This is a genomic window from Pseudomonas sp. 05T35 (assembly GCF_056396605.1).
Map to the genome: position 1 here is coordinate 1 of NZ_JBFTLU010000137.1, position 15170 is coordinate 15170.

The 15170-nt window shown below is 59.7% G+C and carries 13 protein-coding genes and 1 tRNA gene; 7 read left to right on the forward strand and 7 right to left on the reverse strand.

Annotated elements, in window-relative coordinates:
- Positions 1–330 precede the first annotated feature (330 nt).
- The 7 genes from AC1DH9_RS12985 to AC1DH9_RS13015 all read left to right on the forward strand — a co-directional run bounded on the left by AC1DH9_RS12985 (position 331) and on the right by AC1DH9_RS13015 (position 9299).
- Positions 331–1839, forward strand: coding sequence for a sigma-54-dependent transcriptional regulator (locus AC1DH9_RS12985; protein WP_427536094.1), 1509 nt, complete (start codon positions 331–333; stop codon positions 1837–1839).
- Positions 1840–2262: 423 nt separating this feature from the next.
- Positions 2263–2646: a glycine cleavage system protein GcvH gene (gene gcvH / locus AC1DH9_RS12990; RefSeq protein WP_427536096.1), complete on the forward strand. Its 384-nt coding sequence runs from the start codon at positions 2263–2265 to the stop codon at positions 2644–2646.
- An 11-nt stretch (positions 2647–2657) separates the two neighbouring features.
- Positions 2658–5510, forward strand: coding sequence for an aminomethyl-transferring glycine dehydrogenase (gcvP, locus tag AC1DH9_RS12995; RefSeq protein ID WP_427536098.1), 2853 nt, complete (start codon positions 2658–2660; stop codon positions 5508–5510).
- A 100-nt stretch (positions 5511–5610) separates the two neighbouring features.
- Positions 5611–6933, forward strand: coding sequence for an L-serine ammonia-lyase (locus AC1DH9_RS13000; RefSeq protein ID WP_477808263.1), 1323 nt, complete (start codon positions 5611–5613; stop codon positions 6931–6933).
- Between the two features lie 41 nt (positions 6934–6974).
- Positions 6975–8099 (forward strand): glycine cleavage system aminomethyltransferase GcvT, encoded by a 1125-nt coding sequence (gene gcvT, locus AC1DH9_RS13005; protein WP_427536100.1) that lies wholly within the window; start codon positions 6975–6977, stop codon positions 8097–8099.
- 401 nt (positions 8100–8500) lie between these two features.
- Positions 8501–8713, forward strand: a complete 213-nt coding sequence (locus AC1DH9_RS13010; protein ID WP_019693243.1) for a cold-shock protein — start codon at positions 8501–8503, stop codon at positions 8711–8713.
- Between the two features lie 97 nt (positions 8714–8810).
- Positions 8811–9299: an RDD family protein gene (locus AC1DH9_RS13015; RefSeq protein ID WP_427536102.1), complete on the forward strand. Its 489-nt coding sequence runs from the start codon at positions 8811–8813 to the stop codon at positions 9297–9299.
- A gap of 157 nt (positions 9300–9456) precedes the next feature.
- Here AC1DH9_RS13015 and nadA read toward each other — a convergent pair whose 3' ends face one another.
- The 7 genes from nadA to tolB form a co-directional block, all read right to left on the reverse strand.
- The gene (gene nadA / locus AC1DH9_RS13020) at positions 9457–10515 is read right to left on the reverse strand and encodes a quinolinate synthase NadA (RefSeq protein WP_427536104.1); all 1059 of its coding nucleotides are present in this window, start codon (positions 10513–10515) and stop codon (positions 9457–9459) included.
- Between the two features lie 263 nt (positions 10516–10778).
- A tRNA-Lys gene (locus AC1DH9_RS13025) sits at positions 10779–10854 on the reverse strand.
- Between the two features lie 63 nt (positions 10855–10917).
- Positions 10918–11610: a 7-cyano-7-deazaguanine synthase QueC gene (gene queC / locus AC1DH9_RS13030; RefSeq protein WP_427536106.1), complete on the reverse strand. Its 693-nt coding sequence runs from the start codon at positions 11608–11610 to the stop codon at positions 10918–10920.
- A gap of 1 nt (position 11611) precedes the next feature.
- On the reverse strand, positions 11612–12259 hold the full coding sequence (gene queE / locus AC1DH9_RS13035; protein WP_427532152.1) for a 7-carboxy-7-deazaguanine synthase QueE: 648 nt from the start codon (positions 12257–12259) through the stop codon (positions 11612–11614).
- A gap of 168 nt (positions 12260–12427) precedes the next feature.
- Positions 12428–13267 carry a tol-pal system protein YbgF gene (ybgF, locus tag AC1DH9_RS13040; RefSeq protein WP_427536108.1) on the reverse strand — a complete coding sequence of 280 codons (840 nt, stop codon included), beginning with the start codon at positions 13265–13267 and terminating at the stop codon, positions 12428–12430.
- Between the two features lie 6 nt (positions 13268–13273).
- The gene (pal, locus tag AC1DH9_RS13045; protein WP_019693252.1) at positions 13274–13771 is read right to left on the reverse strand and encodes a peptidoglycan-associated lipoprotein Pal; all 498 of its coding nucleotides are present in this window, start codon (positions 13769–13771) and stop codon (positions 13274–13276) included.
- Between the two features lie 52 nt (positions 13772–13823).
- On the reverse strand, positions 13824–15104 hold the full coding sequence (gene tolB / locus AC1DH9_RS13050) for a Tol-Pal system beta propeller repeat protein TolB (RefSeq protein WP_427531758.1): 1281 nt from the start codon (positions 15102–15104) through the stop codon (positions 13824–13826).
- Between the last annotated feature and the right edge of the window lie 66 nt (positions 15105–15170).

The window sequence follows — 15170 nt, forward strand, 5'->3', positions numbered from 1 at the left end:
CGAATACTGATGGGTGAAAACACCTGGTTTGCACGTCGTTACGAGAAATCCGAGTCCTGAACCTACTGCGAAAAATTCAGATTTCAATCTCAGGCGCGTATTTTTCTGCCGTGGAATTCGAAGCCGACTTTTTCAACAGAATCCGACGATAGCGGTCTTTCAGTCGACATCCATAGCGCATGTCAGTCCGTCATCGTCGGAACGCCGCCCGGAGCCGGCTCGCTCCCACAGAGGGCAGTATTACTCTGAAGGCCCTCCGTTGATTTCACCTAACCCCCTCCTCCAAGGCATACTTGCCATCCTCCGCACTCCAGAACACTGAACCGTCCCATGCGTATCCACGTCAGCTTCATCGACCGCGTTGGTATTACCCAGGAAGTCCTGGCCTTGCTCGGTGGGCGTAATCTCAACCTGGATGCAGTGGAAATGGTGCCGCCGAACGTTTACATCGACGCGCCGACCCTTAGCCCGCAAGTGCTCGAAGAGCTGAGCGATGCGCTGTTCAGCGTGCGCGGTGTGCAATCGGTGACGGTGGTCGACATTCTTCCCGGACAGCGTCGGCACCTGCAACTCGATGCTCTGCTGGCGGCGATGACCGACCCGGTGCTGGCCCTCGATAGCGCCGGTAACGTGTTGCTGGCCAACCCGGCGCTGATCGCCTTGTATGGTCGCGAACCCGCCGGGGAAAGCGTCGCCGAGCTGTTCAGCGATCCGGCGTTGCTGGATACGTTGCTGGAAAACGGCTTTCGCCTGCCTTTGCGCGAGATCACCGTCAACGGCCAGACCTTGCTGCTGGACGCTACACCCATCACCGATGCCGGCGCCTTGCTGACCTTGTATCAACCCAACCGCATCGGTGAACAACTCTCGGCGTTGCACCATGATCACGCCGAAGGTTTCGATGCATTGCTCGGTGAGTCGCCGGCGATCCGCACCCTCAAGGCCCGCGCGCAACGGGTGGCGGCGCTCGATGCTCCGTTGCTGATCCAGGGTGAAACCGGCACCGGCAAAGAGCTGGTGGCCCGCGCCTGCCATGCGATCAGCGCCCGACACAGCGCGCCGTTCCTGGCGTTGAACTGCGCGGCATTGCCGGAGAACCTCGCCGAAAGCGAGCTGTTCGGCTACGCCCCCGGCGCCTTCACCGGCGCCCAGCGTGGCGGCAAGCCGGGCCTGATGGAACTGGCCAACCAGGGCACAGTGTTCCTCGACGAGATTGGCGAAATGTCGCCGTACTTGCAGGCCAAATTGTTGCGCTTCCTCAACGATGGCAGCTTCCGTCGGGTCGGCGGCGATCGCGAGGTCAAGGTCAACGTGCGAATCCTCAGCGCTACCCACCGCAACCTGGAACAAATGGTCAGCGAAGGCACGTTCCGTGAAGACCTGTTCTACCGCCTCAACGTGCTCAACGTCGAAGTCCCGCCGCTGCGTGAACGCGGTCAGGACATCCTGTTGCTGGCGCGCTACTTCATGCAGCAGGCCTGCGCACAGATCCAGCGCCCGGTCTGTCGCCTGGCGCCCGGCACTTACCCGGCCCTGCTCGGCAACCGCTGGCCGGGCAATGTGCGGCAATTGCAGAACGTGATCTTCCGCGCCGCGGCCATTTGCGAAAGCAGCCTGGTGGACATCGGCGACCTGGACATCGCCGGCACCTCGGTAGCACGCGAAAGCGACGTGGATGTCGACAGCCTTGAGCAGGCCGTGGAAGCGTTCGAGAAAACCCTGCTGGAAAAACTCTACGTCAACTACCCCTCGACCCGCCAACTGGCCAGCCGTTTGCAAACCTCCCACACCGCCATCGCCCATCGATTGCGCAAGTACGGGATTCCGGGCAAGCCTTGAAGACCTCATCGCGAGCAGGCTCGCTCCCACAGGAGATGTCCTGTGATCCCAGATTTTGTGTACGACACAGATCACTGTGGGAGCGAGCCTGCTCGCGATGAGGTCAGTTGCCCCACCATCAAACTCGCCTAAAAACGACCTCCATCTGTACTGAATGCGCTACAGCGGAACGATTTCGCTACACACTCGCTTAAACTGCGCTACGCAAGGCTTTGATCCCCATAGGCTTTTTTACAGGCCTCAATCTGTAGCGATTTCGCTACAGTCGTGTTTTTCACCTCGCCCGCAATAATCATCAACCTATTGATTTATAACGAATAAAAAACGTTGGCCGCGTTCTTGCTATGTATCTGGCTATTCAGCTCTGCCCTGCACGAGCATTCAATCGCGTCCACCAGACGAATCTGGCCCCTAGGAGTTTCCATGAGCGAGTTGCGTTTTACTGAAGATCACGAATGGCTGCGCACCGAAGCTGACGGCAGCGTTACGGTCGGCATCACCGCCTTCGCACAGAACGCCTTGGGCGACGTGGTTTTCGTACAGCTGCCTGAGCTGCAGTCCTACGACAAAGGCGCTGAAGCAGCCACCGTGGAGTCGGTAAAAGCCGCCAGCGGCGTGTACATGCCACTGGACGGTGAAGTGYTGGAAGTGAACCCGGCGCTGGACAGCAGCCCTGAACTGGTCAACGAAGATCCGCTGGGCGAAGGCTGGTTCTTCCGCTTCAAGCCTGTCGACGCCTCGGCTGTCGCCAAACTGCTGGATCAGGACGCCTACGACCGTCTGATCAAAGCCAACGCCGAAGCCTGAGGAGCGCCAACATGACTCAAGTAAATCTCAGCACCGCCAACGAATTCATCGCGCGCCACATCGGCCCGCGCGCAGGCGATGAGCAAGCCATGCTCAACAGCCTCGGCTTTGACTCGCTGGAAGCCCTGAGCGCCAGCGTCATCCCCGACAGCATCAAAGGCACCAGCGTCCTCGGACTGGAAGACGGCTTGAGCGAAGCCGAGGCCCTGGCCTCAATCAAAGCCATCGCCGCCAAGAACCAAYTGTTCAAGACCTACATCGGCCAGGGCTACTACAACTGCCACACACCGTCGCCGATCCTGCGCAACCTGCTGGAAAACCCGGCCTGGTACACCGCCTACACCCCCTACCAGCCAGAAATTTCCCAGGGCCGCCTGGAAGCGCTGTTGAACTTCCAGACCCTGATCAGCGACCTGACCGGCCTGCCGATCGCCAACGCGTCCCTGCTCGACGAAGCTACCGCCGCTGCCGAAGCCATGACCTTCTGCAAACGCCTGAGCAAGAACAAAGGCAGCCACGCCTTCTTCGCCTCAGCCCATTGCCACCCGCAAACCCTCGACGTGCTGCGCACCCGTGCCGAGCCGTTGGGCATTGACGTGGTGGTTGGCGACGAACGCGAATTGACCGATGTCAGCGCGTTCTTCGGCGCTCTGCTGCAATACCCGGCGAGCAACGGCGACCTGTTCGACTACCGCGAACTGGCCGAGCGCTTCCACGCTGCCAATGCGCTGGTCGCAGTCGCCGCTGACCTGCTGGCCCTGACCGTGCTGACCCCGCCGGGCGAGTTCGGTGCCGACGTGGCCATCGGCAGCGCCCAACGCTTCGGTGTGCCGCTGGGCTTCGGTGGCCCACATGCGGCCTACTTCTCCACCAAGGATGCGTTCAAGCGCGACATGCCGGGCCGTCTGGTCGGTGTCTCGGTGGACCGTTTCGGCAAGCCGGCCCTGCGCCTGGCCATGCAGACCCGCGAGCAACATATCCGTCGCGAGAAAGCCACCAGCAACATCTGCACCGCCCAAGTGCTGCTGGCCAACATCGCCAGCATGTACGCCGTGTATCACGGCCCGAAAGGCCTGACGCAGATCGCCAACCGCATTCACCACCTGACCGCGATCCTCGCCAAAGGCTTGAGTGCACTGGGTCTGAACGTCGAGCAAGCAAACTTCTTCGACACCCTGACCCTCGCCACTGGCGCCAACACCGCTGCCCTGCACGACAAGGCCCGCGCCCAGCGCATCAACCTGCGTGTCATCGATGGCGAGCGTCTGGGTCTGTCCCTCGACGAAACCACCACCCAGGCCGACATCGAAACCCTGTGGAGCGTGCTGGCTGACGGCAAAGCCCTGCCGGAATTCGCCGCGCTGGCCGCCTCGGTGCAAAGCCGCATCCCGGCTGAACTGGTGCGTCAATCGCCAATCCTCAGCCACCCGGTATTCAACCGTTATCACTCGGAAACCGAGCTGATGCGCTACCTGCGCAAGCTCGCCGACAAAGACCTGGCGCTGGATCGCACCATGATCCCGCTGGGTTCGTGCACCATGAAACTCAACGCCGCCAGCGAAATGATCCCGGTGACCTGGGCCGAGTTCGGCGCCCTGCACCCGTTCGCTCCGGCCGAGCAAAGCGCCGGCTACCAGCAGTTGACCGATGAACTGGAAGCGATGCTCTGCGCCGCCACCGGTTACGACGCGATTTCGCTGCAACCGAACGCCGGTTCCCAAGGTGAATACGCCGGTCTCCTGGCCATTCGCGCCTACCACCAGAGCCGTGGCGAAGAGCGCCGCGACATCTGCCTGATCCCGTCGTCGGCCCACGGCACCAACCCGGCCACCGCCAACATGGCCGGCATGCGCGTAGTCGTCACCGCGTGCGATGCTCGCGGCAACGTCGACATCGAAGACCTGCGCGCCAAAGCCATCGAGCACCGCGAGCACCTCGCCGCGCTGATGATCACTTACCCGTCGACCCACGGCGTGTTCGAAGAAGGCATCCGCGAAATCTGCGGGATCATTCATGACAACGGCGGCCAGGTGTACATCGACGGCGCCAACATGAACGCCATGGTCGGTCTCTGCGCACCGGGCAAGTTCGGCGGCGACGTCTCGCACCTGAATCTGCACAAAACCTTCTGCATCCCGCACGGCGGTGGCGGCCCGGGTGTTGGCCCGATTGGCGTGAAATCGCACCTGACGCCGTTCTTGCCGGGGCACGCGGCCATGGAACGCAAGGAAGGCGCGGTCTGCGCGGCACCGTTTGGTAGCGCGAGCATTCTGCCGATCACCTGGATGTACATCCGCATGATGGGCGGCGCTGGCCTCAAGCGGGCTTCGCAATTGGCGATCCTCAACGCCAACTACATTTCCCGTCGCCTCGAAGAACACTACCCAGTGCTCTACACCGGCAGCAACGGTCTGGTCGCCCACGAGTGCATCCTCGACCTGCGCCCACTGAAAGACAGCAGCGGCATCAGCGTCGATGACGTCGCCAAGCGCCTGATCGATTTCGGCTTCCACGCACCGACCATGTCGTTCCCGGTGGCCGGCACGTTGATGATCGAGCCGACCGAAAGCGAATCCAAGGAAGAGCTGGACCGCTTCTGCGACGCGATGATCCGCATCCGCGAAGAAATCCGCGCAGTGGAAAACGGCACTCTGGACAAGGACGACAACCCACTGAAAAACGCTCCGCACACGGCCGCGGAAATCGTTGGCGAGTGGACCCACCCGTACAGCCGTGAGCAAGCGGTGTATCCAGTGGCTTCGTTGATCGAAGGCAAATACTGGCCACCGGTCGGTCGGGTCGACAACGTGTTCGGCGACCGCAACCTGATCTGCGCCTGCCCGTCGATCGAAAGCTACGCTTAAACCTGAGTGGGAGTGGATTCGTCCACTCCCCTCAAAGCACACCACACCCCCTGTGGGAGCGAGCCTGCTCGCGATAGCGGTCTATCAGTCGACATCTTTGTTGAATGTCAGTCCGCTATCGCGAGCAGCGCGCTTCGTCGAAGGCCTGCGTCGTGAAAACCTGCTGGCAGCCACCACCTGCGTCAAAGTCGAGCTCTACGGCTCGCTCGGCGCCACTGGCAAAGGCCACGGCAGCGACAAAGCCGTGTTGCTGGGTCTGGAAGGCGAACACCCGGACACCGTGAACACCGAGAACATCGCCGCCCGCCTGCTCGAGATTCGCAGCAGCGGTCGCTTGAACCTGCTCGGTGAGCACGTCATCGAATTCAATGAAAAACTGCACCTGGCGATGATTCGCAAGCCATTGGCCTATCACCCCAACGGCATGATCTTTCGCGCCTTCGATGCGGCCGGCATCCAGATCCGCAGTCGCGAGTATTACTCGGTCGGTGGCGGTTTTGTGGTCGACGAAGACGCTGCCGGCGCCGACCGTATCGTCGAGGACGCGACGCCGCTGACCTTCCCGTTCAAAAGCGCCAAGGACCTGCTCGGCCATTGCGCCACTTACGGGTTGTCCATCAGCCAGGTGATGCTGACCAACGAAAGCGCCTGGCGCCCGGAAGCGGAAACCCGTGCCGGCCTGCTGAAAATCTGGCAAGTGATGCAGGACTGCGTGGCCGCGGGTTGCCGTAACGAAGGGATTCTGCCCGGTGGCTTGAAGGTCAAGCGTCGTGCCGCGGCGCTGCATCGACAACTGTGCAAGAACCCGGAATCGTCGTTGCGCGATCCGCTGTCGGTGCTCGACTGGGTCAACCTGTATGCGCTGGCGGTCAACGAAGAAAACGCCAACGGCGGGCGTGTGGTCACGGCGCCCACCAATGGTGCAGCCGGGATCATCCCCGCGGTGTTGCATTACTACATGCGCTTCATCCCCGGTGCCAACGAAGACGGYGTGGTGCGATTCCTGCTCACCGCCGCTGCCATCGGCATTCTGTACAAGGAAAACGCTTCGATCTCCGGCGCTGAAGTCGGCTGCCAGGGCGAAGTCGGCGTGGCCTGCTCAATGGCTGCCGGCGCGCTCTGCGAAGTGCTTGGCGGCACGGTGCAGCAAGTGGAAAACGCCGCCGAAATCGGCATGGAACACAACCTCGGCCTGACCTGCGACCCGATTGGCGGGCTGGTGCAAGTGCCGTGCATCGAGCGCAACGCCATGGGCTCGGTCAAAGCCATCAATGCGGTGCGCATGGCCTTGCGCGGTGACGGTCAGCACTTCGTCTCCCTCGACAAGGTCATCCGCACCATGCGCCAGACCGGTGCCGACATGAAAAGCAAATACAAGGAAACCGCCCGTGGCGGTTTGGCGGTCAACATTATCGAGTGCTGATGCGAACGCATCTGCATCAGTGCAATTTACAGGAGCTGCATATGTCCACCGAACAACTGTTGAAAACCCCGCTGCACGCGCTGCACATCGAACTCGGTGCGCGCATGGTGCCATTCGCCGGCTACGACATGCCGGTCCAGTACCCACTGGGCGTGATGAAAGAACACCAGCACACCCGTGATCAGGCCGGGTTGTTCGATGTCTCGCACATGGGCCAGATCCGCCTGACCGGCGCCAATGCCGCCAAGGCCCTGGAAACCCTGGTGCCGGTGGACATCATCGACCTGCCGGTGGGCATGCAGCGCTATGCGATGTTCACCAACCAGAACGGTGGCATCCTCGACGACCTGATGGTCGCCAACCTCGGTAACGACGAGTTGTTCCTGGTGGTCAACGCCGCCTGCAAGGACCAGGACCTGGCGCACCTGCGCCAGCACATCGGCGATCAATGCAAGATCGAGCCGTTGTTCGAAGAACGCGCCCTGCTCGCCCTGCAAGGTCCGGCCGCAGTGACCGTGCTCGCGCGCCTGGCCCCTGAAGTGGCGAAGATGACCTTCATGCAGTTCACCCGCGTGACCTTGCTCGGCGTCGACTGCTTTGTCAGCCGTTCGGGCTACACCGGTGAAGACGGTTTCGAAATCTCCGTACCGGCCGCCGATGCCGAAGCCCTCGCTCGGGCCTTGCTGGCCGAGCCGGAAGTCGCGCCTATCGGCCTCGGCGCCCGTGACTCGTTGCGCCTGGAAGCCGGCCTGTGCCTCTATGGCCACGACATGAACACCGAAACCACACCGATCGAAGCCAGCCTGCTGTGGGCCATCTCCAAGCCACGGCGTGCCGACGGTGCGCGTGCCGGTGGTTTCCCGGGCGCCGAGACCGTATTTGCCCAACAACAAAACGGTGTCAGCCGTAAACGCGTCGGCCTGCTGCCTCAGGAACGCACGCCGGTGCGCGAAGGTGCGGAAATCGTCAACGAAGCAGGCGAAATCATCGGCAGCGTCTGCAGCGGCGGCTTCGGGCCGACCTTGGGTGGTCCTTTGGCCATGGGTTACCTCGACAGTGCTTACATCGCACTCGATACCCAGGTTTGGGCGATTGTACGTGGGAAAAAGGTGCCTTTGCTTGTAAGCAAAATGCCATTTGTTCCACAACGCTACTATCGTGGTTGATTGACTGTTCCTATAAGTAACGCGGTTGCGTAACAGTGCACTAATCTGTAACGCAACCGCCATAAAACAGTGCATACCTGGATCAGGCACTTCGATTGTGAACTTGACTTATATCAATCGAAAACAATTGAACAACACTATCGAATAAGCAGCACTATCCATCCTGTGAAACAGCCATCAAGCCAAGCAATACGCGGCTTCCACGGGGCTTGTTTTTTCTCCCGTAGTTGGCGTAGAGTTTGTTCACTGTGTTTGCATGGGTCGCTTGGAATCGTGACCTGGGCAGTAGCCTACAAGTTAGCTACATCCCGTTCGACGCCTCTTACTCTCCTGCAACCAGCTCCAGTACTCTTTCATGAGAAAGAGGCTGTCATCAATTTTTGCGTCAAAGGAAATAAGAAATGTCCCAACGTCAGAGCGGCACCGTCAAGTGGTTTAACGACGAGAAAGGTTTTGGTTTTATCACTCCAGAAAGCGGTCCGGATCTGTTCGTGCATTTCCGTGCCATTCAGGGCAGCGGTTTCAAGAGCCTGAAAGAAGGCCAAAAAGTTACCTTCATCGCTGTGCAGGGCCAGAAAGGCATGCAAGCTGACGAAGTACAAGCAGAAGGCTGATCTTCTGTAACGAAAAAGCCCCTGATGCTGACATCAGGGGCTTTTTTGTGCGCGTAATTCCGTAAAATGGCTTCTTTTTTCAGCCGAGAGCCACTCCATGTCGAAACACCTGCTAAGCCCTCAGGGTGAATTCCCCATCGCCGGCCTGGGCCGTCGCCTGGCAGCGATGTTCTACGACTTCCTGCTGTGCACCGCCCTGCTGATCGTCACAGGCGGGATCTACAAGATGGTGCAGATGGCAATCATCGGCGAAGAGAAGATGCGCGCCCTGACCGAGGCCGGCGCGCTGGATGGCGATCCGCTGTTTTCGACCATCCTGTTGTTCGTGCTGTTTGGTTTCTTCGCCAAATTCTGGACCTGGTCGGGTCAGACCCTCGGCATGCAGGTCTGGTGCATCCGCGTGCAGAACGTCGACGGTTCGGCGATCAGCCTGTGGCAGGCGCTGTTGCGCTTTGTGGTGTCGATCGCATCCTTGCTGTGCGCAGGCCTGGGGTTCTTCTGGATGCTCTTCGACAAACAGAAGCGCAGCTGGCACGACATGTACTCCAACAGCCAGTTGGTGCGGATCCCGAAGAAGCAAAAATAACCCGCCTAAACGCCGAACCCTGTGGCGAGGGAGCTTGCTCMCGCTGGGGCGCGAAGCGCCCCTGAAACTGCTAACCCGGTTTGCCAGTTAAAAGTACATGCAGGACTTTACGACGGCTGCGCCGCCGAGCGGGAGCAAGCTCCCTCGCCACAAATGATCAGGCGTTACCCGCCAGCTTCATCCGCGCTGCCGCGGTGAAGTCGAGCATGCGCTTGAGCGGGCGAATTGCCTGAGGGATTAGCGACGGCTCGACGAAGATCTCGCCTGAGCCCTCACGCAGGCACTGTAGCGTGCGCTCAAGGGTGTTCATCGCCATCCACGGGCAATGCGCGCAACTGCGGCATGCCGCGCCGTTACCGGCAGTAGGCGCCTCGATAAAGACCTTGTCCGGGCACAGCTGCTGCATCTTGTAGAAAATGCCGCGGTCGGTCGCAACGATCAGTGTCTTGTTCGGCAGGCTTTGCGCAGCGGCGATCAGCTGGCTGGTGGAGCCTACCGCGTCGGCCAATTCGATCACCGCTGTCGGCGACTCCGGGTGCACCAGAATGGCGGCGTCCGGATACAGGGCTTTCATGTCTTCCAGCTGCTTGGCCTTGAACTCTTCGTGAACGATGCAGGCACCGTCCCAGAGCAGCATGTCGGCGCCGGTCTTGCGCTGAATGTAGGTGCCCAGGTGTTTGTCCGGGCCCCAGATGATCGTCTCGCCGTTATCCATCAGGCTCTCGACAATCTCCAGCGCGCAGCTGGAGGTCACGACCCAGTCCGCCCGCGCCTTCACCGCTGCCGAGGTGTTGGCATACACCACCACCGTGCGCTCCGGGTGCTGATCGCAAAACGCCGAGAACTCGTCGACCGGGCAACCCAGGTCCAGCGAGCAGGTCGCCTCCAGGGTCGGCATCAGTACGCGTTTTTCAGGGTTGAGGATTTTTGCGGTCTCGCCCATGAACTTCACACCGGCAACCACCACGGTCTTGGCCGGGTGAGCGTTGCCGAAGCGGGCCATTTCCAGGGAATCGGAAACGCAGCCACCGGTTTCTTCGGCCAGTGCCTGAATGATCGGATCACAATAGAAGTGGGCAACCAGCACCGCGTCCTGAGCCTTGAGCTCGGCGGCGATGGCGGCGCGGTAATGAGCTTGCTCTTCGGCGCTCAGCGGTTTGGGCTGTTTGGCGTCGAGGTGGGCTTGTACCAGAAGGCGTTCTGAAATTTGCGTCATGATCGCAAGACCTACGGGCGCTTTCGCGCGAAAGTCGAGTATACACCCGGCTCCGGACCACAGAAGGTACCGCCGGGAGAGTGAGTATTCATCAGGCATGGACAGCGTTGAAGCTGCGCAAGGCTACAGAATATCCCCGAGATGCAAAAGACCATTCTGACCTGTGTCACGCGGTGCTGCGCCCGGATTGAGCCGGACTCAAATCGCGGGCAAAAAAAAACCCGGAAATCCTCACTTACGTGGGCCTTCCAGATTTTTTAAAATGGTGGGTCGTGTGGGATTCGAACCTACGACCAATTGGTTAAAAGCCAACTGCTCTACCAACTGAGCTAACGACCCGCTGTGTGGTGGCGCGTATAATACTGATTTTTAAGGACTATTCAACACCTAATTTGAAATAAATCAAAAATAAACGGTTGGGTCGCTGATTCCGGCCGCCAGGAAGCCTTCTGCACGCAGACGGCAGCTGTCGCATTTGCCGCAGGCACGGCCATTATCGTCCGCCTGATAGCAGGAAACCGTCAGCGCATAGTCGACGCCAAGCTTCACGCCCGCCTGGACAATTTTCGCCTTGCTGAGGTTTTGCAGCGGTGCCTGAATACGGAAACCGTTCCCCTCTACCCCGGCCTTGGTCGCCAGATTAGCCATGCGCTCGAAGGCTTCGATGAACTCGGGACGGCAATCCGGGTAACCGGAATAGTCCACCGCATTCACGCCGATAAAAATGTCGCGCGCGCCGAGCACTTCAGCCCAGCCCAATGCCAGAGACAGGAACACGGTATTGCGGGCCGGCACGTAAGTGATCGGGATCCCTTCGCTCGGCGCTTCAGGCACATCAATGGAGTTGTCGGTCAATGCCGAGCCACCAATGCCGTTCAGGTTCAGGCCAATCACTTTATGTTCGACGACACCCAGATCGCGCGCTACACGTTCGGCAGCCTGCAACTCGGCGCGGTGGCGCTGACCGTAGTCGAAACTCATGGTGTAGCAGCTGTAGCCCTCAGCACGAGCCATCGCCACGACCGTTGCCGAGTCCAGGCCGCCAGACAGCAGGATGACCGCGCGTTTTTCTGCTTTGTTCAGTTGTTCAGTCATTTCAGCGCCCCGGCTCGTCATTCCAAAGATATTTGTGCAACTGCAATTGCAGGCGCACCGGCAGGTTGTCCGCAACAATCCAGTCAGCCAGCTCGCGCGCGCTCAAGTCATGGTGACTCGGCGAGAACAGGACTTCGCCAGCACGCTGGTCGAGACCGTACTGAATCAGCTTGGACACCGCCCAGTCGTAGTCTTCGCGAGAGCAGATCACGAACTTGACCTGATCATTGGCCGTCAGCAGTGCGATGTTCTCATAGAGGTTGCGGTGCGCTTCTTTCGACCCGGGTGTTTTCAGGTCGAGCACTCGGCTGACCCGTGGATCGACTGCAGAGATATCCAGGGCGCCACTGGTTTCCAGCGACACCTGGTAACCGGCGTCACACAGCTGCTTGAGCAAAGGGATGGCGTTAGGTTGTGCCAATGGCTCACCGCCGGTGACACAGACGTAGCGCGGCCGAAAGCCGGCCACTTGCTCGAGGATATCGTCGAGTGGGCGAATGGTGCCGCCAGTGAAGGCATAGGCGCTGTCGCAGTATTGGCAACGCAATGGGCAACCGGTCAGGCGCACAAATACAGTGGGCAGCCCGGCAGTCCGCGTTTCACCCTGCAACGAGTAAAAAACTTCGGTAATTCTCAATGTGTCTTGCATAGTCGCCACGGGCGTAACAGCTAAACAGGCTGTCCGCCTCCGTCAGGCACTTAAGGGAACCCCGCCAACGCGCAGATCCCCAAAAGCGGTGTTTCATAAAAAAGGGGGTGAATTCTAACGAAAAAACCCGCGGCAAGCGCGGGTTTCTTGTAAACGGGTCAAACAGCCTTACATGCGCTGCAGATCGCGTTGGGCCAGCTGAGCGGCGGAAGTCCCCGGATACTGGGAAACCACCTGCTGCAGAATGCCTTTGACCTTGTCGGTATGACCCAGGCGGCGCTCTACATCAGCGAGCTTGTACAGCGAGTCAGGCACTTTGGCGTGCTTGGGGTACAGCTGCGAAACCTTGGCAAAAGCCTGACCCGCGCCTTGCAAGTCGCCCTTGGCCAGGTTCACTTCGCCCAACCAGTATTGGGCATTGCCCGCGTACTGACTGTTCGGGTATTTGCGCAGGAATGCCGCAAACGCCTGACTGGCCTTGTCGAAATCCTTGGCTTTGATCAGGTCGAAGGCCGCATCGTAATAGAGCTTTTCCTTCGCCGGATCACCCGGTTCGCTGCTGGCCGCAGGGGCTTGAGTAGCAGCACTCGCACCTGCAGCTGCTGCTGCACCGGCGGCATTATTCATATCGCCACCGGCTGGAGAATTTTGAGGAGCCGCAGCGGGTGCACCGCCGGTTCCAATACGCCGATCAAGATCCTGGTATCGCTCCAGGTTTTCCTGCTTCATGCGCGCTACATCATTTTGCAGAACTTCGATCGCACCCTGTTGCCGCGCGATTTGTTCCTGCATTTGTTGCAGTTGGTTGAACAGCACGCCCTGCGCCGAGGCAGGGGCCGTAACCCCTCCCCCGGCATAGGCGCCGTTCGTACCGTAACCCGCAGGCGGATAACTGCTCCCGCTATTGTTATAACCGGAGTTGTCATCGACCACAGGAACCGCAGCCCACACCGCAAGCGGTGCGAGACTGAGAGCCAGAATAGTTACAGCACGACGGCACGTTCGCATGACGAATTACTTACGCAGTTCGACGCGACGGTTTTGAGCCCAGGACTGCTCGTCGTGGCCAGTAGCAACTGGACGCTCTTTACCGTAGGAAACCAGTTCCGCCTGAGCTGGGGAAACACCTTGCAGTACCAGGTAGCGTTGAACGGCTTTCGCACGACGCTCGCCCAGTGCCATGTTGTACTCACGAGTACCACGTTCGTCGGTGTTGCCTTCCAGAACAACGCGAGCGCCGTTTGCTTTCAGGTCTTTGGCATGAACGTCCAGAGCGCGCATGGCTTCTGGCTTCAGGTCCGAGCTGTCGTATTCGAAGTAGAAGGTGGTGATTGCGCGCAGAGCAGCTTCTTCGCTCAGGGAGCCGTCAACTGCACCAGTGTTAGCGCCGTAACCAGCGTTTGGATCTACAGCGCCTGCACCGGCGTTGTCGCCGCCTTTGGACGAGCAACCTACAGCTACAGCCATGGCCAGGGCCAGCGCAGCAAACTTACCAAACTTCAGCATTTCCATCGTGAAACTCCTAATGAACCCCAATGTGTTAAGTAAAACGTGTAGCGCCGCGTCAGTTCAGGTAAGGGGACCAGGAAGGTTCTCTGACTTCGCCTTGAGCGGTAGGAAGCGGGAGCCTTACGCGTCCATTGATGGACACGAGCATCAAGACTCCCCGGCCCTGCTGGGCGGTGGCGTAGATTACCATGGTGCCGTTGGGCGCAACAGTGGCTGACTCATCTAGGTTGGTGTCTGTCAGGATCTTTACACTACCGCGCTGCAAATCCTGAGCCGCCACCCGGAAATTGGTGAAGCCATCCTGACGGTGAATCATGACAAGCGTCTTTTCGTCAGCCGACAGTTTCGGGTTGGCGTTGTAGTTGCCGATAAAGGTCACACGCTCCGCACCACCACCATTGGTGTTGGTCTTGTAGATCTGCGGCTTGCCGCCACGGTCGGAGGTGAAGTAGATGGTCGAACCATCCTTGCCCCAGAACGGTTCGGTGTTGATGCCAGGACCAGCCGTCACACGATTGATCTGACGCGAAGCCAGGTTCATCACGTAGATGTCCGGGTTGCCGTCCTTGGACAGCACAAACGCCAGGCGCGAACCATCCGGCGACCAGGCTGGCGCGCCGTTGAGGCCTTCGAAGTTGGTGATCTGCTCGCGGCGACCGGTGTCGATGTTCTGCATGAAAATGCGCGGACGCTTCTGCTCGAACGACACATAGGCAATGCGCTTGCCATCGGGAGCGAAACGCGGCGACAGGATCGGCTCACGCGATTGCAGCAGGGTCACGGCACGAGCACCGTCGTAGTCCGAACGCTGCAGGGTGTAGCGCGTGTTGTTCACCGAAAAACGTTCAGCCGTTACATACAGCAGGCGTGTGGAGAACGCGCCCTTGATGCCGGTCAGTTTTTCGAACGACTGGTCGGAGATGTAGTGCGCCATGTCGCGCAGTTGATCGACGCCACCCGACACGCTACCGGTCAGCACTTGCTGCTCGGTCGCGACGTTGAACAGTGCGTATTGCACCTGCAGGCGACCGCCCGCCGGAACGATGCTGCCGACCATGATGTACTGGGCGCCCAGGGCCTTCCAGTCACGGTAGATGACTTCGCTGGCCTGAGTCGGCTGGCTGATCATGTTCTGCTTTGGAATCGGCGAGTAGTAACCCGAGTTGCGCAGGTCGTTACCGATGATTTCCGCCATGTCGTCCGGCAGGACGCTACCGCCCTGCCAGCCAAATGGAACGACCGCAATCGGTGTTGCCCGGTCACTGCCGCTGGTGACCAGAATGTTCTTTTCATCTGCCGCCGCTATCCCTGCCATGCAGCAAATAACGACAAGCATTCCTCGAAGAAGGTTTCTCACAAGGCTAGATCCTCAGGTGTGAATGTCATCTTGAATGAACGATAG